Below are 17,428 nucleotides of genomic sequence, written 5' to 3'. Positions count from 1 at the left end.
TCAGCGCGCGCCGGCCGGGGCGTCCGGCAGGGTGATCGCGGTGGCCGCCCGGCGGATCGGCTCGGTGACCCGGCGGATCATCCGCTCCCGCCCGGGCAGGCGCGGCATGAGCCGCAGCATCAGCGTCTGGAACCGGATCTGCGCGGCCGAGGAGAGCACCATCCCCTTGAGGTTGCGCTCGGCCAACTGCTGGTTCGCGGTCACGAACGGGCGCATCCGCCGCTCGTAACCGGCGAACCCGGCCACCGGATCCCCACCGGCCTCGGCCAGCGAGGTGGCCAGCACGTACGCGCCGACGATTCCGAGGCTGGTGCCCTGCCCCGAGGCCGGCGACGGGCCGTAACCGGCGTCGCCGACGAGTCCGATCCGGCCGGTGGACCAGCGCTCCATCCGCACCTGGCTCATCGGGGCGAAGTAGAAGTCCGGTGCGTCGGCGGCGGCGAGCAGCGCGGGCACCCGCCAGCCGGCCCCGCCGAACGCCCGGGCCAGCGCCGCCCGCTGGGCGGGCAGGTCCCGGTGGTCGGGCTCCTCGGCGGGCGAGGGGAAGAGGAACAGCGCCCGGGCGTCCGGCGCGCCGGCGGTGCGGTAGACCCCGACGCTCCGGCCCGGCGCCGGGTGCATGAGCTCGACCCGCTCCTCGCCGAACTCGGCCGGGACCGTGCAGATCGCGATGTGGTGCCCGAGCGGGCGCAGGTGCGCCGCGGCGGGGCCGAACGCCAGCCTGCGTACCGTCGAGTGCAGCCCGTCGGCGCCGACCACCAGGTCGAAGCGGCGGCGCCCGCCCCCGGCGAAGGTCACGTCCACCCCGTCGGCGGCCGGGCGCAGCGCGGAGATCGAGTCGCCGAAGAGGTATTCCACGTCGCCGGTGGCCTCGACGAGCAGCCGGGCGAGATCGCCGCGCATCAACTCGACGTCGTCGCCCTCCCGGCCGCCGAAGAGCGCGGCGTCCATGGTGGCCAGTTGGGCGCCGGACGCGTCCACGAAGCGGGCCAGCCGCATCCCGGTGTCGCGCCGGCGCACCTGCTCGCGCAGGCCCATCCGGTCCAGCACGGTCAGCGCCGCGCCCCGGACGTCCACCTTGTAGCCCCCGTCGCGCAGCGCCGGGGCGCGCTCGACGACGGTCGGCCGGAAGCCGTGGCGGCGCAGCCACCAGGCGAGCGTGGGGCCGGCGACACCGGCGCCGGAGATCAGCACATCAGTCATGCCACGACGGTACAAGCGTGTTAGACGTTTGTGCAAGACACTTGTTCAAGGAATCCGCTAGGCTGACGGCATGGGAAATCGGGAGGACCTGCTCGCCGGGGCCAAGCGCTGCCTGATGGAGAAGGGCTACGCGGCCACCACGGCCCGGGACGTGGCCGGCGCCGCCGGCACCAGCCTGGCCGCCATCGGCTACCACTTCCGCACCACGAAAGCGCTGCTCAACGAGGCGCTCGTGGAGGCCATGGCGGAGTGGGGCGAAGAGCTGGCACGCGCCCTCGCCGAGGACGCCGGACCGGAGGCCACGCCCGAGCAGCGCTTCGAGGCGGCGTGGGAGCGGATCATCGAGTCGTTCGCCCGGCTACGGCCGCTCTGGGCCGTCCAGTTCGAGCTGATCGCGCAGCTGGACCGCGCACCCGAGCTGCGGGAGGCGTTCGCCGGGGTCACCCGTCAGGCCCGGCTCGGGCTGGCCCAGGTCTTCCACCGGCTCGATCCGGCCCTCGACGAGTCGACCGCGCTCGCCCTCGGCGCCTTCCACCAGGCGCTGATCGGCGGCGTCGCGGCCCAGTGGCTGGTCGACCCGGACGCGGCGCCCTCCGCGCGGGAGCTGACCCGGGCGCTGCGGGTCCTCAGCGCCGAGTTCCGCCAGGGCTGACCGAGGCCCGCCTCGGCGGTCCCGCGGGGCTCGGCCTGGGCGGACCGGCCGCGGTCAGGCCGCGCGGTGGTGGGCGGCGATCATCGGCGCGGCGGTCCGGCCGACGAAGATGAAGGTCTCCCGGGCCGCCTCGGCCGCCTCGGCCAACTCGGCCGCGGACCAGTCGCGGGCGGCCAGCGCGATCCGGAAGTCCCGCCAGTCCCGCCCCGGCGCCCGGCCGCTGCGGCGGAAGAACGCGGTCGCCTCGCCCTCGGCGAGACCGAGCCGCCGCTCCACCACCGGGGCGATCACGCTGCCGCCCAGCGCGCTGCCGAGCAGCACGTACCGGCCGCCGACCGCCCGGGCCGGGGTGTCGAACCGGACGCCGGCGTCCGGCTCTTCCATGGGCGCCGGCGGCGCGGTGTCGAGGGCGGCCAGGTCGGCGTCGAGCAGGTCGGTCGCCGCGCCGAGCCGGGGGTCGAGCCGCAGCCCGGCCCAGTCCGCGGCGGCGAGGTCGCGTTCCAGCGGGGCCCACGCGGCACGCAGCGCGGCGAGCACGGCGGCCAGGTCGGCCCGGGTCCGGATCCGGCCGGGCAGGTCCAGGTCGCGTTCCAACGCCAGATGGTGGTCGCGGGTGCCGGTCCGCAACGCGGCCAGCATCGTCGACACCATCTCCGGCCGCGCGTGCTCAGGCATCCGGCAAGTATGCCCGCCGCCGGCAGCGGATACGCATCGACCCGCTCCCACGGATGGCGGCAGGGGGTGGCGACGATGCGTTGTCACCGATCTGATATGGCGACCGGCGGGCGGGTCGAAAATGGTCGAGCGTGACGCCTCTCCATTGCCGGCGTCGAATTCGAGGACGAATGGTTCCGCCCCACGCAGGGCGGTCTAAGAACGGCCTGAACCGCCCGTTCGACCACGAACCACCAGCGTGGACGCCGCGGGGAAGCCTTCCCACCTCGGCCCGGCCGACCGAATTCGGCAACGAATATCTGTGCGCAGATCCACATTCCCCGCAGTCTCGATTGGCTTTGCCGCGATGACGTCGGTAGGTTTCCAGCCGGCCCCTTGTGGCCCGCTGAATGTGACCGATGCTGATATCGACGGACGAGACGCGAAGATGGCCACCGATGGCGTACCGCCAGCGGTTTTCATCGGAGAGGGAATCGTGCCCGCGCTCGCGGTGAAGTCGCTCTACAAAATATTCGGTAGCCGGACCGACGAGGCGATGAGGCGCCTCGCGGGTGGCGCGCCGCGCGCGGAGGCCCTCGCCGGGCTCCCGGCCACGGCCGCCGTGATCGACGCGAACTTCGAGGTACGCCCCGGCGAGATCTTCGTCGTGATGGGCCTGTCCGGCTCCGGCAAGTCCACCCTCATCCGGATGCTCAACGGCCTGCTCCGCCCCACGAAGGGCAGCGTGCGGGTCGACGGCGTCGAACTGACCACGCTCAAGCCGGCCGCGCTGCGCAAGCTGCGGCGCGAGAAGATCAGCATGGTCTTCCAGCACTTCGCACTGATGCCGCACCGGACGGTGCTGGAGAACGCCGGGTACGCGCTGGAGGTCGCCGGCCTGCCGAAGGCCGAGCGGCGCGAGCGTGCCCTGGAGGCGCTGCGCATGGTCGGCCTGACGGAGTGGGCGGACAAGCTGCCCCACGACCTGTCCGGCGGCATGCGGCAGCGGGTCGGGCTGGCCCGCGCGCTCGCGGCCGGCACCGACATCCTGCTGATGGACGAGGCGTTCTCGGCGCTCGACCCGCTCATCCGCCGGGAGATCCAGGACCAGCTCCTGGAGCTCCAGGCCGAGCTGGGCAAGACCATCATCTTCATCACCCACGACCTCAACGAGGCGATGCGCCTCGGCGACCGGATCGCGGTGATGCGGGACGGCCGGATCGTGCAGATCGGCACCGCCGAGGAGATCCTCACCGACCCGGCCAACGGCTACGTGGCGCAGTTCGTGGCCGACGTGGACCGGACCCGGATCCTCACCGCCGCATCGGTGATGGAGAAGCCGCACCACGTGCTGGACGTCAACGCCGGTCCCCGGGTGGCTGCCAAGGCACTGCGTGAGAGCCAGACCTCGGTGGTGTATGTGACGGGGCCGATGAAGGCGTTCCTCGGCACGGTCACCGAGGACGAGGTGCTGCGCGCGCTGCGCGAGGGCCGGCCCAACCTCGACGGGTACGTCTCCACCGAGCGGGTCCGCACGGTCACCGAGGACACCGCGGTGGCCGACCTCTTCGCCGACTGCGCGGAGAGCCAGCACCCGGTGGCCGTGCTGGACGACCGGGGCCGGCTGGCCGGGGTGATCCCGCGGATCACCCTGCTCAGCGCGCTGGCCAGCAGCATGCCTGACGAGACGTCCCCGGTCGACGAGAGCACGCCGGCCGAGCTGGAACTCGCCGGCGGGAAGGAGGGGGCGGCGTGAGCAGCCTCGAATCGCCGCTCGACGCCGGGCTGCCCCGGGTGCCGCTGGGCGCCTGGACGGAGTCCGCCGTCGACTGGGCCACCCGCACCCTCGGCCCGTTCTTCGACACGGTCGCGACCGTGGTCGACGCCCTGGTCCGCCCGCTCGACCAGCTGCTCACCGGCGTGCCGGCGGTGGCGGTCGTGGCGGTCCTGGCCGCGCTCGGCTGGTGGCTGCGCGGCTGGAAGTTCGGCCTCGGCACCGCCGTGGGCCTCGGCCTGGTGGCCGGGATGCCCTACTGGGAGGAGACCATGAGCACCCTCGCGCAGGTGCTCGTGGCCAGCGTGCTCGCCCTGCTGCTGGCGATCCCGCTGGGCGTCTTCGTCGCGGAGAACAAGCGCGCGTCCACGGTGGCCCGGCCGGTGCTGGACCTCATGCAGACCATGCCGGCGTTCGTCTACCTGATCCCGGCGATCTTCTTCTTCGGCATCGGCACCGTGCCCGGCGTGCTGGCCACGCTGGTCTTCAGCATGCCGCCCGGCGTACGCCTGACCGAGCTCGGCCTGCGCCAGGTCGACAAGGAGATCGTGCAGGCCGCCGAGTCGTTCGGCGCGCCGCCGTGGATGGTGCTGCTGCGTACCAAGCTGCCGCTGGCCCTGCCGACCATCATGACCGGGGTCAACCAGGTGATCATGCTGGCCCTGTCCATGGTGGTCATCGCCGGCATGGTCGGCGCCGGCGGCCTCGGCGACGTGATCATGTTCGCGCTCTCCCAGGTCGAGGTGGGCAGCGGCTTCGAGGGCGGGATCGCCGTCGTGGTCCTCGCCGTGGTGCTCGACCGGCTCACCGACTCCGTGGGCGACCGGTTCCCCTCCGCGCGGGCCCAGCGCCTCGCGCGCCAGGCCGCCTGACCGTCGCCCTCCGCGCCGGCACCCCTGTTCCCGCGTACGCGGGTCCGCCGGCCCGTTCCGCAACCGGAAGGACAACCCTGTGTTCACGACCATGAAGCGCATCCTCGCGCTCGCGGTGACCGCCACCCTGGCGCTGGCCGGCGCGGCCTGCACCGCCGAGTCGAACGGCGCCGGCAACGGCAAGAAGATCACCATCGGCTACATGGCCTGGGACGAGGCGATCGCCGCCTCCCACCTGTGGCAGCACATCCTGGAGGAGAAGGGCTACCGGGTCCAGCTCAAGAACCTGGAGGCCGGCCTCGTCTACGGCGGTCTCGCCGGCGGCGACATCGACCTGTTCCTGGACGGCTGGCTGCCCCAGACCCACGCCTCCTACCTCGAGAAGTACGGCGACAAGCTGGAGAAGCTCGGCGTCTGGCACGACGACGCCAGCCTGAGCATCGCGGTGCCGAAGTACGTCGAGGGCGTCGACTCCCTGGACGACCTGGCCGCCAGGGCCGGCACCTTCGGCGGGCAACTGACCGGCATCGAGCCGGGCGCCGGCCTCACCAAGGCCACCCAGGAGAAGGTGCTCCCCGGCTACGGCCTGGACGGCGCCATGAAGCTCAAGACCTCCTCCACCCCGGCCATGCTCGCCGCGCTCGACGGCGCGATCGCCGACCAGAAGCCGATCGTGGTCACCCTCTGGCACCCGCACTGGGCCTACGCCAAGTACGAGCTCAAGGACCTGGCCGACCCGAAGGGCACCCTCGGCCAGGCCGAGCAGATCAACACCTTCGGCCGCAAGGGCTTCGGCAAGGACTTCCCCGAGGTCACCTCGATGCTGGCCAAGTTCAAGATGGACGGCCAGCAGCTCGGGTCCCTGGAGGACCTCATGTTCAACACCCACAAGGGCGACGAGGAGAAGGCCGTCGAGGAGTGGCTCAAGGCCAACCCCGACTACCTGAAGACGCTCGCCTGACCTGGACGGGGCCCGCCGGCCGCCCGGCGGGCCCCGCTGTCATCGCGGGCGCCGCCGGCGCAGCCAGCCGGCGCCGGCGCTGACCACCGTCGCCCCGATGGCGGTGCCGATGGCGACCAGCGCCGCCCCCACCGCCCAGAGCCCGGTGTCGTCCGTCGACGCGGCCCGCGCCGCCCAGGCCGCGGTGAAGGCCACCGTCATCACCGGCGCCACCAGCCACGGGCTCCAGAACCAGCCGCCCACGGCGGCGATCACGATCAGGGTCAATACGGCGCCGGCCACCTGCCATACCGCGTACGGGCCGCTCGTCGCGCCGGTCTGCGGATCGACCGTGTAGCCCGATTCCCAGCCCAGCCAGGCCCACCAGGCACCGACCGTCGCGGCCGCCAGGAGCAGACCGCCGAGCAGGGTACGCGTCCTCTTCGTCACGGCCCCGATCCTGCCGGGTGGCGGCGCCGCGCGGATGAGCATCCGTACTCGGGTGGCCGCTACGGCGGCAGGATGCGCACCCCCGGCCATCGTCTGCCCGGCTCGTGGCGCGCGAGGCGGGCGCGGGACAGCGCGAGCGTCACCCGCCGCCGGTTGCGCCGCCATACCCCGTCGAGCAGATCGTCCAGCCCGAGCGGGGCACAGACGTGCAGCGTCCCGCCAGCGTCGAGACGCACCGCCACACAGGTTGCGGTCTCGGGCCAACTGGCCACCGCCTCCGCCACCGAGCGGAGCGCGTCGACGGGACCGGCGCCGAACACGCTCTCGTACCAGATGTGCACCGCGGCCTGGTTTGTCGCCTCCCACGGGATCGCCGGATCGTGGCGTCGGAGCAGCTCGGTCGCCGTGCCGTCACCGCTCCGGGTGAGATCGCCGGGGTCGAAGTACGCGACGTCGACGTCCCGAACGTCCCGCGGGTCGAAGCCGCCGCCATACCGCCGGCCCCAGACCAGGTCCCGCAGGACACCCGCCCCCACCCAGGCGTCCGGTAGACCCGCCTCCCGCACGACCGCCAGCACGTCGAGAAGCCACGGACACGCCGCGATCACCTCGGCCAGCTCGGCTGTCCGGGGGCCGCTCGGCTCAGTGGTCTCTATCCGCGTCCGATCATGCATGCGGTCACCGACGGGCCGGTCGCTGCCAGATCGCTTCCCACTGGGTCCACTGCCCCGGAGCGGGTGGTGTGCGTTCGGTGCGGTCAGGTCGGAGCGCGAGCAGCGCGGGCCAACCTTCGAACAACTGCTGGAGTTCCTCCCCGCTGAAGAAGTGGATGTCCAGCCCGCTCTTCGCTCCCGCGGTGTAGCGGACGGTGAACCCTCCGTGCGGACCGCGCTCGGTGACCTCGTGCGCCGGCCACACGTCGGTGCCAGTCGCGTTGACCCGGACGCACAACAGGCCGCCGGGCTCGACCCGCCGCTGCGCGGCGCGCACGTGCCGGTGCGCCTGCTCGCGGTCGCCGTGCTGGAACACCTGGATCCCAACCAGGAGTGGCCAGGTTCGGCCGGCCGGCAGGGACTCCAGGTCGCCGTGCCGGAGCCGATCCGCCCGGTCGGGCCGGCGTCGGGCGAGCTGACGGACCGCCTCGTCGGAGACGTCCAGGCCGAGGACGTCGATCCCGCCGTCGACCAGGGGCAGGAGATTCCGGCCGTTGCCGCAGCCGACGTAGAGGCCGGAGCGGATGCCCTCCCTGGTGGCGGCCGCGAGGATGTCGTCGACGAAGGCCACGGGCGGCTCGTCGACGTACCGGCCGCGTCGGTACTCCTCGTTCCACGCGGCGGAGGGGGTCTGGGACCTCGACATGGCCTTCCTCCTTCACCTCAGCGTCCAGCTGATCGCGGGCGGCCGGACCCGGGCGCAGAGCGGCCCGCCGTCGGCGCCGGTCAACCGGAGCCGGCCGACCAGCACACCGGTTCGTTCGTGCCCGGCACGGAGCAGCTCGGTCGGAATGTCGCCGAACATGAGCTTCGCCCGGCGGAACATCTCGAACCGGCCGTCCGTCACGGCACCCCAGCTGAGGTAGAGGAACCGTGCCCCGACCCGCCCGTGCACCCACGGCCCGCCGACGTCGAGCAGCCCGTCCACCTCGCGGCTGGTGATCTCGACCTGCCAGGCCGCTTCCACCGCGTCGGCCGGTATCCGGTCGACCACCTCGGCCTTGCGCTGCATCCCCACGTGCACGTTGCGGAGCCGCAGCAGGTCCGCCTCGGCACCGGCGCGCCGCCCCGGCAGGTCGCTGCCCTCGATCCGGATCAGCATCCCCCGACTCTAGGACGGGCCACCGACGGATCTGCTCTGTCAGGATCGGCGCATGGCAAACGTCTGGTCCGGTGTCACGATCGACTGCCTCGACCCCGAGCGGGTGGCCCGATTCTGGAGCACCCTGCTCGATCGCGAGCCCGGCCCGTCGGAGGAAGGCTGGGTCTACCTCGGCGAGCGAGGTGACCCGCAGCCGCGGCTGGTGTTCCAGCCAGTGCCCGAGCCCCCAACGGGCAAGGTGCGCATCCACCTCGACATCTCCGTCACCGACATCGACGAAGCCACGGCGACGGTCGTCGAGCTCGGTGGCCGGTTCACCGGTGAGCGGCACGACTACGCGGAGGGCGTGGTGGTCGTCATGGCCGACCCGGAGGACCACGAGTTCTGCCTGGTCGAGTACCACGGCTGACGGCCGTCGCCACGGGTCACCAGTGGTAGCTCAGGTTCACGGCCAGTGCGGCCACCGCGGTGGTGAAGAAGACGGCCCATCCGACGAGCTGGCGGGAACCCACTCGCAGGTGCGCGAGGAGCGCGCCGACGAAGTACAGCACGAGGCCGCCGGCGGCGAGTGTCCCCAGCAGTGGCACGGCGAACCCGGCCAGCAGCCCCAACGAGCCCGCCGCCAGCAACATGCCCAGGACCGGCACCCACGATCGTGGCACGCGCTTCATGTCCGCCTGGGCCTTCGGATAATCATGGCCGATCAGGTAGGTGACGGCGGCGATGCCGTTGAAGACCGCGGCGAGGATGGTGACCGTGACATAAGCGGCGAACAAGATCTCTCCCTTGTGGTTGTTCGCCAAGGACGGGCCAGCCCCTCTGGATGTGACGGGCGGTGAACTCTGGCGCGAGCCAGGTTGATGGATTCCGTCCAGCACCGATCGGCGTGTCGTTCAGCTCGCCCGTCAGCCGTAGTCGCGCTCGCATGAGGCGTACAGGGAGAGGACCGCCAGACGGCCAGACGCCACGAGCGCACGCTCGTCGGCGGGTAGCTCCGTGAGGTTCCATTCGTCGTGGGGCTCGCGGTCACGCTGGTACCGGTACACCACCACCCGGCATTGACCGCTCGCCTCGCTGGCTCCTTCACCCTCCAGGAGCCGATCCCAGACCGCGAAGGATCCATCGGTGGGCTGCAGGGTGAGCGCAGGGCCTGAGAAGACCTGCCTCGGTTCGATGCGGCTCGGGCCGACATAGATGTACTCGAGATTGCAGTTGCAGTTTCCCTGACCGCCCACACCCACTCGGCGGTACGCGGGGTCCACCTGCACCTGGCTCAGATACTCGCGGGCATGCTTCGGGCTGTCGGGCAGCAGCAGTGCCAGCGCCCCCAGGCAGCCGAGCAGCCCTAGCATCAACGAGCCGACCGAAGCGCATGCGACGGCGATCCAGACCCGTTTGCGAAGGCTCATGGCTCGCCCCTTCCCGCCGCCACTCCCCCGCCATCCGTCGACCTCTTGCGGACGAGATGGGACCGCTCACCTCGGGCTCGTGGTGCGCGTGACGGGGGGCGGGTCGCGGTGTCCGATATTCAGTCCCGGGATCATTCCGGGGACCTACCAGTGCCCGCCCCCCGTAGCCGCGCTGTCCCACAGGGGGTTGCTCTGACCGGCCAACTGTGCCGCACCGTAGCAGGCGGGCACGACATCACGCCGGGTGCTCTTTGACGGCCGGCCGTGAGCGGTGACCGCACCGTCATTTCGGAAGGACGGAGATGACTGCTAGCGCCGCAGATGGTGCCACCTACCGGAGCGAGGGAGCCGCCCGACATGATCCTCAAAGGGCGCCGCGGAGGCCTTCACGGTCCGCGACACGGGCGCGCACCGCGGCATGGCCGAACCGCCGGCGATGGGCCGCCACGCCCCGTAGCGATCGGATCTCGGCAGATCCGGACGTCTGGGTGTCCCCTTTGGCTGGAGCGAGCTTGTCCTATCCCTGTGCTCTAATCCCGTCATGGATGTCGTCGTCACAGGCGCACTCGTTGAAAACGGCGCGGTCCTGCTAGTACACCGCAGGCCGACCAAACGGGTATACCCAGATGTCTGGGATCTGCCCGGGGGGCAGGTCGAAGCGGGTGAGTCGGAACTACAAGCCCTCGCGCGTGAGATGCACGAGGAGCTCGGTGTTCACATTGTGGCGGAGTCCGCTTCACGCTTGGGCGTCTTGCATGCCGGCAGTGGTGAGGACGCCGTTCACGTGGGCGTCTGGCAAATTGGAGACTGGGCTGGCTCTCCGACCAACCGTGCACCTGACGAGCATGACGACATCGCCTGGGTCGGGATCAGCGAGCTGGGCGGCCTTCCCCTCGTGCATGGCGTCTTGGCGGCATTGGTTCGTTCTCTGCCTGAGTTTGAGTGCGACCGCAGGCACACAGATGTCACCGACTGTAACCAGGACGACCGAGGAACCAAGGCCGACTGTCGTGCATGTGCTGGGACGGATTCGTCAAGCAGACGGTGGGACCAGACAGACTTGTCAGAGCTGCTTCGGGCCGGTGCGGACCGGCGGCGCCGGTCCTGATCTTGACGCCGTCCGCCCGGTTCCCCCGCCGTTCGTCGCCCCCTCGCGGACTGGGATGCGGACCGGTCGCCGCCGGTGGCCGTGGGCAGCGCACGCTCGGCCGGTTGATTTTCCGGCCGGCGTTCAGCGATCGGCGTCCCAGTCCTCCGCGCTCCGGTAGACAGGGACAAGGTTGATAGCCATTGGCTCCGTCCGGCCTTCGGCCTGCCAGATGTCCAGGACCTTCTGCGCCTCGGCCTCGGTAGTGAACGCGCCGGCCTGGTACACGATGCCGTCTTCGTCGTCCCGCATTAGGACGGCCTCGTACAGGATCTCTGGCGGGCCGGGTGCAGACACAGCGGCAACCTACCTGACGGCGCCGTCCCATCGGGCGCGCGACGGGCGGCGCTACGCCGCCGCTCTGGAGCGCATTCGGTCGCGCTTACTCGACGCCTACCCGGATTTTGGTTGTGTCTCGGACCTGATGGTGGCAGTGAGGCATACGCGAACGCTGCCTCGGGAGGGCAGGTCGAGCACGGGTATCGAGTACTCGGTTCACGGCGCTGGCTGTCGGATGACCGATCAGCGAGGCCGGGAGGTCGACGTTGACCTGGTCGACGGTGTCGAGGCATTCGACGCCTGGCGAATCAAATGGTTCCTCGACGAACAGTCGGACTCCCGCCCCGTGGTGGAGGAACTGCGTACGGCATGCTCCTACCTTTCGAGCCTGGGCGAACTGCGAGAAGTTCAGGTCGGCGGCTGGTACGCCCTGCCGTATCGCTGATTCGAGTCGCTCACCGTCAGTTTGGAAGAGCGCGCTCAACCGGTCGTGATGCCCGAAGCGCCTGCGGCCGGAGGCCGGTCAGGTTGCCTCTCGTGACCGCTGCGCGCCACGACTACTGGCCCCTGATGGCCTGGGTGCCGTGGCTGCACAGGAGGACGATCCTCGTGTAGGCGCACGGCATACGATGATCTCCCATGCTGCCATTCGTCTTGTTGCATGGCCTCATTGGCCCCCTCGCCGACGCCCGTACGATTTCGTTGCTGAGGCCCGCCACCGTTGTCTGCCCCGACCTGCTGGGCTACGGAACCGAAGCCGACGCTGACCCAGCCGGCATCACCATCGAGGCCCAGATCGAATATGTGCGCGCCATCACCGACCGCACCGTCCCCGACACCCGGGTTCACGTCGTCGGGCATTCCGTAGGCGGGATCATCGCCATGGTGTTCGCGCACCGCTTCCCGCACCGGGTGGCGTCGGTTATCAACGTCGAGGGGAACTTCACCCTCGCTGACGCCTTCTGGTCGGCGCAGCTTGCCCGTATGTCGCCCGCCGAGGTATCCGACCTGCTGGAAGCCGACCGCGCCGACCCAGCGCGGTGGCTCCGGGACGGGGGCGTCGAGCCGACTGAAGAACACCTTCGATCGGCTGCTGAGGCGCTCGCCTACCAGCCGGCAACCACCGTGCGGGCAATGGCGCAAGCCGTCGTCGAGTTCACCGGCGCGGCCGGATACGAACCGCTGCTACGGGACGTCTTCGAACACACGCCGGTCCACCTCGTCGCCGGCGAGCGGTCGCGCCCCGGGTGGAGCGTGCCCGCATGGGCGCTGACCGCGGCGGCCAGCTACACCGAGATATCTCAGTCCGGCCACATGGTGATGCTCGAAGCGCCTGAGGCGTTCGGCAACAAACTCAGGAAGCTCGTCGACAACCGCAACATCCATCAGGATCCCCGCAGCCCCGCCTGAAGAGCGGCGCATATGAGGATCGGAAGCTCTTGAGGCGGATCTCCTCGTCGGGCAGTTGTAGACCTTCCAGCCCTTGTGGTGCCCGGCGAGGCGATCCGTGGCGGCGGACCGGCGGCGTCGGTCCGGATCTTGACGCCGTCCGTCCGTGTGCTCGGCAGCATGGCTGAGCTGGGCATTCGCGCTGGTGGGGCGGGCGGGACTCGAACCCGCGACCGAGGGATTATGAGTCCCCTGCTCTAACCCGCTGAGCTACCGCCCCGCTACCGCGCCGGATCGTAACCCGCTCGGCGGATCACCGGCCATCACCCGTCGGGTCGGCTTGATGATCTGGCCGGCACGATGGGCAACGCGAGGATAACAGCGCGCAGCGGATCCGTCGGTGGCGCAGGCGTGGGCCGGAGCACAACCGCGGCCGGTCACCGCCGGAGATCCGTCAGGGTGGCGGCGGTCCCGCTGAACCCGTGCCGCGCAGCTCCGCGAGCACCGCGCCGGCGGCCCGCCAGCCACTCGCGAGGGCCCCCTGGATGGACGGGCTGTCCCGGTGGTCGCCGGCGACGAAGAGACCGTCGCCGAGCGCGACCGGCTTGCGCAGCCGGCCCTGCGGCGGCGGCGCGGCGGGCAGCGCGTCCGGCACGGAGACGGTGGCGACGTGGGTCCAGTCGGCGGTGGGGCGGCCGTAGAGGCGGTCCAGCTCGCGGCGGACCAGCGGCTCGGGCGGGGCCTGCGGGCCGACCACCGAGGTGGCCACCAGGTGCCTGCCGGCGGGCGCGTACGTGGGCGCGGCGTTGCTGACCACCACGGTGTTGGCGACCAGTTCCCGCCGTTCCCCGTCGAGGAGCAGGATCGGCTCGGCCAGCGGCGGGGTGTCGGTGCTGTGGTAGTAGGTCGTGTAGCTGTGCATGCGTACCCCTTGGAGCCGGGGCAGCAGGGTGGCCGCCGCGGGCGGGTCGACGGCGACCACGACGGCGCGGCAGGCGAGGTCGCCGGCCGCGGTGCGGACCCGGCCCGGCCCGACCTCGGCCACCGGGGTGTCCAGGTCGATCAGCTCGGCGGGCAGCGGGCCGGCGACGGCCGCGGGCAGCGCGGCCATGCCTCCGGCGGGCAACCCGATCCGGCCGCGGGCGAACGCGCGCAGCAGGACGGCCAGCACGTGGCTGGAGGTGGCCAGCTCGCGGTCGAGCAGCACGCCGGAGAGAAACGGCCGGAGCAGTTCCTCGATGAACGCGTGGGAGAGCCCGGCCCGGCGCAGCGAGGCCTCCGTGGTGGTCTCGGGCGCGTTGAGCAGCCGGCCGACCGGCAGGGTGGCGCAGCCGGTGGCGAGTGCGGCGAAGCGCAGCCGGTCGACCAGCGACCCGACGCCCGCGGCGACCGTGCCGGGCACGCCGGCGGGGTCGCGCAGCGGGTTCACCAGGCGGTCCAGCCGGTCGCCGCGGCGGACCAGCACCCCGGGGGTGAACCAGCCGAGGTCGAGGGCGCCGAGGTCGACCAGACCGCCGAGTCGTGGGTACGCCGTGTTGAGCACCTGGAAGCCACGGTCCAGCAGGTAGCCGTCGACCTCGTCGGTGGCGACCCGGCCGCCGAGCCGGTCGGCGGCTTCCAGCAGCCGCCAGGGCACGCCGGCGCGGTGCAGCCGGCGGGCGGCGGCGAGGCCGGCCAGGCCGCCGCCGACGATGACCACGTCGGTGTCAGCGGGCACCCGCCACCTCCGCTCCGGCCCGGTCGCCGTTCCGGTTGGTCCGGGACAGCCGGCCGGGCCACCAGACTTTCGGCCCGATGTCGTACGCGAGCGCGGGCACCAGCAGCGAGCGGACCACGATGGTGTCGAGCAGCACCCCGACGGCGACCGCCACGCCCAGTTCGACGAGGACCACCAGCGGCAGCACGGCGAGCGCGGAGAAGGTGGCGGCGAGCACGATGCCGGCGGAGGTGATCACGCCGCCGGTGACCGCCAGGCCGGTGAGCACTCCGGCTCGGGTGCCGCGCCGGACCGACTCCTCGCGGACCCGGCTCATCAGGAAGATGTTGTAGTCGATGCCGAGGGCGACCAGGAAGACGAACGCGAACAGCGGGAACGACTGGTCGACCCCGGGGAAGTCGAAGACGTACCTGAAGATCAGCGCGCAGAGGCCGAGCGTGGCCAGGAACGACAGCACCACGGTGGCGATCAGCAGCACCGGGGCGAGCAGGGCCCGCAGCAGCACGGCCAGGATGACCGCGATGACCAGCAGCACCACCGGGATGATGACGTTGCGGTCCCGGGTGGAGGCGTCGGCGGTGTCCACGTTGATGGCGGTGAAGCCGCCGACCACCCCGTCCGCGCCGGGCACCCGGTGCACCGCGACCCGCAGCTCGCGGATGGCGCGTTCGGCGGCGTCGCTGTCCGGCGGGTCGGCGAGGGTGGCCTGCAACTGCACCCGCCCGTCGATCACCTCGGGCGGCCCGGCCGGTCCCTGACGGCTGAACGGGCGGACCGACGACACCCCGGGTACGCCCTGCGCCACCTGGGTGACGTGCTGCGCGGCGGCCTGATTGGTGAAGATGGTGGCCGGGCTGCCGGTGCCGGCCGGGTAGTGGCGGGCGATCACCTCCTGGCCGGCCACCGAGTCGGTGCGCTGGGTGAACAGGTCGGACTGGCCGAGGGTGGTGGCGCCGAGCTGGGTCACCCCGACGGCGAGCGCGGCGAGCGCCACCGCGGTGACGATCCAGACGGTACGCGCGCGGCGCGCCACGAAGCCGGCGATCCGGCCCCAGATGCCGTGCTCGGTCCGCGGGTCGGCGTGGTCGTACCGGGGCCGCCGGGGCCAGAACGCCCACCGCCCGCCGAGCAGCAGCAGGGCGGGGAGAAAGGTGAGCATCACCAGCAGGGTGGCGGCGATGCCGACGGCGCTCACCGGGCCGAGCGCCCGGTTGGAGTTGAGGCTGGACAGCAGCAGGCAGAGCAGGCTGACGATGACGGTGGCGCCGGACGCGATGATCGCCGGAGCGGCGCCCTTCCAGGCGGCCCGCATGGCGTGCCAGGGCCGTTCGTGCCGGTGCAGTTCCTCGCGGTAACGGGCGATGAGCAGCAGCGCGTAGTCGGTGCCGGCGCCGAAGACGAGCACGGTGAGGATGCCCTGGGCCTGCCCGTTGAGCTTGATGACGTCGTTCTTCGCGAGGAAGTAGACGAAGAGCGCGGCCAGCGAGTAGGACATCCCGGCGGCGAGCAGGGGAAAGACCCAGAGCACCGGGCTGCGGTAGACGATCAGCAGGATGACCAGCACCACGACCAGCGTGACCAGCAGCAGCGGCCCGTCGATGGCGGTGAACACCTCGATCAGGTCGGCGAGCAGGCCCGCCGGGCCGGCCACGTCCACGGTCAGCCCGTCCCGGTCGGCGCCGGCGATCTCCCGCAGCCGGTCGACCACCGCGCCGATCTGTTCGCCCTCGGCCGCGTCGATCGGCACGACCACCTGCACGGCCTGCCGGTCCTCGCTGACGATCGGCGGCGGCAGCGGACCGACCACGCCCGGCAGCTGGGCGAAGCGGGCCGCGTCGGCCTGGACCCGCTGCTGGTCGGCGGGGGTGATGCCGGAGGTGCGCTCGTACACGACGAGCGCCGGGGTGGTCTCCCGGTCCACGAAGCCGGCGGCGAGGTCCTGCGCCCGGGTCGCCTCGGCGTCGGCGGGGAGGAAGGAGGCGTTGTCGTTGGTGGCGACGTCGCCGAGCTTCCCGGAGTAGGGCCCGGCGATGCCGCCGACGACCAGCCAGCCGAGCACCACGACGACCGCGATCAGCGTCGCGCTCCAGCGGCTCCGCCCTCCGGCCATCTCCAGCCCACCCTCGAATCGACGCAGAAATCGACGCAGCGGGAGTCTAAGTCGACATCGACCATCCTGCCGGGCGAACCGGCACCCGGGGGCGGAAACCGCCAGCACGAGAAACGCCCGTCGGCGTGGGCCGACGGGCGCTGCGTGGAGCGGAGCTCCCCCGTTTGGACTCGAACCAAAAACCTGCCGGTTAACAGCCGGCTGCTCTGCCAATTGAGCTACGGGGGACCGTAGATCACCCGGCTGCGGATCTCTCCGCGCCGTGCGACGGGGACAAGAGTACAGGACAACGGGGGGTGGTGCGCCAGGGGGTTAACCCCGGTTCCCCCGCCCGGTGGCGGCCTCCGGAACCCGCTCAGAATACCGGACAAATCGCCATCTCGGCACAGGGAGGTATGAGCGGAGAGCAGGATGGGTAGTTAGCCGCCGACAGAGGACACAGGCGCGAGAAGCTCGCTCCCGCCGGGGCCACCCGGTCGGGATCGGCGGCGCGTCAGGTACGGAAGGAGCCGCCATGCGCGGAAAGATCATGTTTCTTGGCGGGCTGGCTGCGGGATTCGTCCTGGGCGCCCGTGCCGGCCGGGAGAAGTACGAGGAACTGGTGGTCCGGGGCCGCAAGGTGCTCGACCACCCGACCGTCCAGGAGGCGGCGGGTGTCGCGCAGGCCCAGGCGACCCGGCTCTACTCGGAGGGCAAGGACAAGCTGGGGCAGACCAAGCTCGGCGAGAAGCTGGGCACCGGCAACGGCAGCAAGCAGGGGCTGACCGAGGCCGACAAGCCGTTCGCCGGCACGCCGGCGACCGTCGGCGCCAAGTCCGGCTCGTCCGGCACGGGCTCGACCGGCTCGTCGACCACGAGCACTCGGTCGTCCGGCACGAGCAACAACCTCTGACGCCAACCGGGCAGCGGGCCGGTCGCCATCGGGCTGCGTGGTGAACGGCCCGGGCGAGGCCCGCGAGGCCGACCTGGGTGTCGCCTCCGGCAACGGCAAGGGCCAGATCTTCGTCAAGGGCCAGG

The 17,428-nt window shown here is 71.6% G+C and carries 20 protein-coding genes, 2 tRNA genes and 1 pseudogene; 10 read left to right on the top strand and 13 right to left on the bottom strand.

Annotation, left to right across the window (positions count from 1 at the left end; genetic code table 11):
* Nucleotides 1–1,203 carry an FAD-dependent monooxygenase gene (locus ABZV78_RS19105; RefSeq protein ID WP_355640249.1) on the bottom strand — a complete coding sequence of 401 codons (1,203 nt, stop codon included), beginning with the start codon at nucleotides 1,201–1,203 and terminating at the stop codon, nucleotides 1–3.
* Between the two features lie 70 nt (nucleotides 1,204–1,273).
* On the opposite strand from ABZV78_RS19105, the gene ABZV78_RS19100 reads away from it, so the two are divergent.
* On the top strand, nucleotides 1,274–1,855 hold the full coding sequence (locus tag ABZV78_RS19100; protein ID WP_355640247.1) for a helix-turn-helix domain-containing protein: 582 nt from the start codon (nucleotides 1,274–1,276) through the stop codon (nucleotides 1,853–1,855).
* 54 nt (nucleotides 1,856–1,909) lie between these two features.
* On the opposite strand, the gene ABZV78_RS19095 is transcribed toward ABZV78_RS19100, so the two are convergent.
* Nucleotides 1,910–2,530: a biliverdin-producing heme oxygenase gene (locus tag ABZV78_RS19095; protein ID WP_355640245.1), complete on the bottom strand. Its 621-nt coding sequence runs from the start codon at nucleotides 2,528–2,530 to the stop codon at nucleotides 1,910–1,912.
* Nucleotides 2,531–3,005: 475 nt separating this feature from the next.
* On the opposite strand from ABZV78_RS19095, the gene ABZV78_RS19090 reads away from it, so the two are divergent.
* The 3 genes from ABZV78_RS19090 (at nucleotide 3,006) to ABZV78_RS19080 (ending at nucleotide 6,116) form a co-directional block, all read left to right on the top strand.
* Nucleotides 3,006–4,265: a glycine betaine/L-proline ABC transporter ATP-binding protein gene (locus ABZV78_RS19090; protein ID WP_355640243.1), complete on the top strand. Its 1,260-nt coding sequence runs from the start codon at nucleotides 3,006–3,008 to the stop codon at nucleotides 4,263–4,265.
* The gene (locus ABZV78_RS19085; protein WP_355640241.1) at nucleotides 4,262–5,155 is read left to right on the top strand and encodes an ABC transporter permease subunit; all 894 of its coding nucleotides are present in this window, start codon (nucleotides 4,262–4,264) and stop codon (nucleotides 5,153–5,155) included. The genes ABZV78_RS19090 and ABZV78_RS19085 overlap by 4 nt, the downstream gene beginning before the upstream one ends.
* A 79-nt stretch (nucleotides 5,156–5,234) precedes the next feature.
* The gene (locus ABZV78_RS19080; protein ID WP_355640240.1) at nucleotides 5,235–6,116 is read left to right on the top strand and encodes a glycine betaine ABC transporter substrate-binding protein; all 882 of its coding nucleotides are present in this window, start codon (nucleotides 5,235–5,237) and stop codon (nucleotides 6,114–6,116) included.
* Nucleotides 6,117–6,155: 39 nt separating this feature from the next.
* Here the strand turns inward: ABZV78_RS19080 and ABZV78_RS19075 are convergent, their stop codons facing one another.
* Genes ABZV78_RS19075 through ABZV78_RS19060 form a run of 4 tightly spaced genes read right to left on the bottom strand, consistent with a single transcriptional unit; the run spans nucleotide 6,156 to nucleotide 8,360 of the window.
* Complete coding sequence (locus ABZV78_RS19075; RefSeq protein WP_355640238.1) at nucleotides 6,156–6,545, bottom strand: hypothetical protein; 390 nt, start codon at nucleotides 6,543–6,545, stop codon at nucleotides 6,156–6,158.
* Between the two features lie 59 nt (nucleotides 6,546–6,604).
* A complete protein-coding gene (locus ABZV78_RS19070; RefSeq protein WP_355640236.1) occupies nucleotides 6,605–7,219 on the bottom strand; it encodes a nucleotidyltransferase family protein in 615 nt (204 codons plus the stop codon).
* 4 nt (nucleotides 7,220–7,223) lie between these two features.
* Entirely contained in the window at nucleotides 7,224–7,904 is a 681-nt protein-coding gene (locus ABZV78_RS19065; protein WP_355640234.1) for a class I SAM-dependent methyltransferase, read from the bottom strand.
* 12 nt (nucleotides 7,905–7,916) lie between these two features.
* Nucleotides 7,917–8,360: a DUF5990 family protein gene (locus tag ABZV78_RS19060; RefSeq protein ID WP_355640232.1), complete on the bottom strand. Its 444-nt coding sequence runs from the start codon at nucleotides 8,358–8,360 to the stop codon at nucleotides 7,917–7,919.
* 52 nt (nucleotides 8,361–8,412) lie between these two features.
* On the opposite strand from ABZV78_RS19060, the gene ABZV78_RS19055 reads away from it, so the two are divergent.
* The gene (locus tag ABZV78_RS19055) at nucleotides 8,413–8,769 is read left to right on the top strand and encodes a VOC family protein (RefSeq protein ID WP_355640230.1); all 357 of its coding nucleotides are present in this window, start codon (nucleotides 8,413–8,415) and stop codon (nucleotides 8,767–8,769) included.
* A gap of 16 nt (nucleotides 8,770–8,785) precedes the next feature.
* Here the strand turns inward: ABZV78_RS19055 and ABZV78_RS19050 are convergent, their stop codons facing one another.
* Together ABZV78_RS19050 and ABZV78_RS19045 are read right to left on the bottom strand one after the other, a co-directional pair.
* Nucleotides 8,786–9,136 carry a DoxX family protein gene (locus ABZV78_RS19050; RefSeq protein WP_355640293.1) on the bottom strand — a complete coding sequence of 117 codons (351 nt, stop codon included), beginning with the start codon at nucleotides 9,134–9,136 and terminating at the stop codon, nucleotides 8,786–8,788.
* Between the two features lie 129 nt (nucleotides 9,137–9,265).
* Nucleotides 9,266–9,769, bottom strand: coding sequence for a hypothetical protein (locus ABZV78_RS19045; RefSeq protein ID WP_355640228.1), 504 nt, complete (start codon nucleotides 9,767–9,769; stop codon nucleotides 9,266–9,268).
* A 541-nt stretch (nucleotides 9,770–10,310) separates the two neighbouring features.
* On the opposite strand from ABZV78_RS19045, the gene ABZV78_RS19040 reads away from it, so the two are divergent.
* Nucleotides 10,311–10,877 (top strand): NUDIX domain-containing protein, encoded by a 567-nt coding sequence (locus tag ABZV78_RS19040; RefSeq protein ID WP_355640226.1) that lies wholly within the window; start codon nucleotides 10,311–10,313, stop codon nucleotides 10,875–10,877.
* 123 nt (nucleotides 10,878–11,000) lie between these two features.
* Here the strand turns inward: ABZV78_RS19040 and ABZV78_RS19035 are convergent, their stop codons facing one another.
* The gene (locus ABZV78_RS19035; RefSeq protein WP_355640224.1) at nucleotides 11,001–11,213 is read right to left on the bottom strand and encodes a hypothetical protein; all 213 of its coding nucleotides are present in this window, start codon (nucleotides 11,211–11,213) and stop codon (nucleotides 11,001–11,003) included.
* A gap of 217 nt (nucleotides 11,214–11,430) precedes the next feature.
* On the opposite strand from ABZV78_RS19035, the gene ABZV78_RS19030 reads away from it, so the two are divergent.
* On the top strand, nucleotides 11,431–11,640 hold the full coding sequence (locus ABZV78_RS19030; RefSeq protein WP_355640223.1) for a hypothetical protein: 210 nt from the start codon (nucleotides 11,431–11,433) through the stop codon (nucleotides 11,638–11,640).
* Between the two features lie 194 nt (nucleotides 11,641–11,834).
* Complete coding sequence (locus ABZV78_RS19025; protein ID WP_355640221.1) at nucleotides 11,835–12,605, top strand: alpha/beta hydrolase; 771 nt, start codon at nucleotides 11,835–11,837, stop codon at nucleotides 12,603–12,605.
* A gap of 182 nt (nucleotides 12,606–12,787) precedes the next feature.
* Here the strand turns inward: ABZV78_RS19025 and ABZV78_RS19020 are convergent.
* From ABZV78_RS19020 to ABZV78_RS19005, 4 genes are all read right to left on the bottom strand, one after another.
* Nucleotides 12,788–12,864 (bottom strand) — tRNA-Ile (locus ABZV78_RS19020).
* A gap of 174 nt (nucleotides 12,865–13,038) precedes the next feature.
* Complete coding sequence (locus ABZV78_RS19015; RefSeq protein ID WP_355640219.1) at nucleotides 13,039–14,301, bottom strand: NAD(P)/FAD-dependent oxidoreductase; 1,263 nt, start codon at nucleotides 14,299–14,301, stop codon at nucleotides 13,039–13,041.
* Complete coding sequence (locus ABZV78_RS19010; protein WP_355640217.1) at nucleotides 14,291–16,411, bottom strand: MMPL family transporter; 2,121 nt, start codon at nucleotides 16,409–16,411, stop codon at nucleotides 14,291–14,293. Before ABZV78_RS19010 ends, ABZV78_RS19015 begins: the two co-directional genes overlap by 11 nt.
* A gap of 155 nt (nucleotides 16,412–16,566) precedes the next feature.
* Nucleotides 16,567–16,639: transfer RNA gene (locus ABZV78_RS19005), tRNA-Asn, on the bottom strand.
* A gap of 286 nt (nucleotides 16,640–16,925) precedes the next feature.
* Between ABZV78_RS19005 and ABZV78_RS19000 the strand changes: the two genes are divergently transcribed.
* Nucleotides 16,926–17,303, top strand: coding sequence for a hypothetical protein (locus tag ABZV78_RS19000; protein WP_355640215.1), 378 nt, complete (start codon nucleotides 16,926–16,928; stop codon nucleotides 17,301–17,303).
* 31 nt (nucleotides 17,304–17,334) lie between these two features.
* Nucleotides 17,335–17,428: pseudogene (locus tag ABZV78_RS18995) on the top strand (flavodoxin-dependent (E)-4-hydroxy-3-methylbut-2-enyl-diphosphate synthase); the annotation flags it as partial.

Source organism: Micromonospora sp. NPDC004540 (assembly GCF_040610095.1).
Lineage (GTDB): Bacteria > Actinomycetota > Actinomycetes > Mycobacteriales > Micromonosporaceae > Micromonospora.
The sequence above is the reverse complement of the archived record's forward strand: the minus strand, read 5'-3'. Positions and strand labels throughout refer to the sequence as shown.

What these genes read in the sequence shown, in the direction of transcription:
- ABZV78_RS19105 (WP_355640249.1), bottom strand. Translation starts at nt 1,203, where the DNA reads ATGACTGATGTGCTGATCTCCGGCGCCGGTGTCGCCGGCCCCACGCTC.
- ABZV78_RS19100 (WP_355640247.1), top strand. Translation starts at nt 1,274, where the DNA reads ATGGGAAATCGGGAGGACCTGCTCGCCGGGGCCAAGCGCTGCCTGATG.
- ABZV78_RS19095 (WP_355640245.1), bottom strand. Translation starts at nt 2,530, where the DNA reads ATGCCTGAGCACGCGCGGCCGGAGATGGTGTCGACGATGCTGGCCGCG.
- ABZV78_RS19070 (WP_355640236.1), bottom strand. Translation starts at nt 7,219, where the DNA reads ATGCATGATCGGACGCGGATAGAGACCACTGAGCCGAGCGGCCCCCGG.
- ABZV78_RS19065 (WP_355640234.1), bottom strand. Translation starts at nt 7,904, where the DNA reads ATGTCGAGGTCCCAGACCCCCTCCGCCGCGTGGAACGAGGAGTACCGA.
- ABZV78_RS19060 (WP_355640232.1), bottom strand. Translation starts at nt 8,360, where the DNA reads ATGCTGATCCGGATCGAGGGCAGCGACCTGCCGGGGCGGCGCGCCGGT.
- ABZV78_RS19055 (WP_355640230.1), top strand. Translation starts at nt 8,413, where the DNA reads ATGGCAAACGTCTGGTCCGGTGTCACGATCGACTGCCTCGACCCCGAG.
- ABZV78_RS19045 (WP_355640228.1), bottom strand. Translation starts at nt 9,769, where the DNA reads ATGAGCCTTCGCAAACGGGTCTGGATCGCCGTCGCATGCGCTTCGGTC.
- ABZV78_RS19040 (WP_355640226.1), top strand. Translation starts at nt 10,311, where the DNA reads ATGGATGTCGTCGTCACAGGCGCACTCGTTGAAAACGGCGCGGTCCTG.
- ABZV78_RS19030 (WP_355640223.1), top strand. Translation starts at nt 11,431, where the DNA reads ATGACCGATCAGCGAGGCCGGGAGGTCGACGTTGACCTGGTCGACGGT.
- ABZV78_RS19025 (WP_355640221.1), top strand. Translation starts at nt 11,835, where the DNA reads ATGCTGCCATTCGTCTTGTTGCATGGCCTCATTGGCCCCCTCGCCGAC.
- ABZV78_RS19010 (WP_355640217.1), bottom strand. Translation starts at nt 16,411, where the DNA reads ATGGCCGGAGGGCGGAGCCGCTGGAGCGCGACGCTGATCGCGGTCGTC.
- ABZV78_RS19000 (WP_355640215.1), top strand. Translation starts at nt 16,926, where the DNA reads ATGCGCGGAAAGATCATGTTTCTTGGCGGGCTGGCTGCGGGATTCGTC.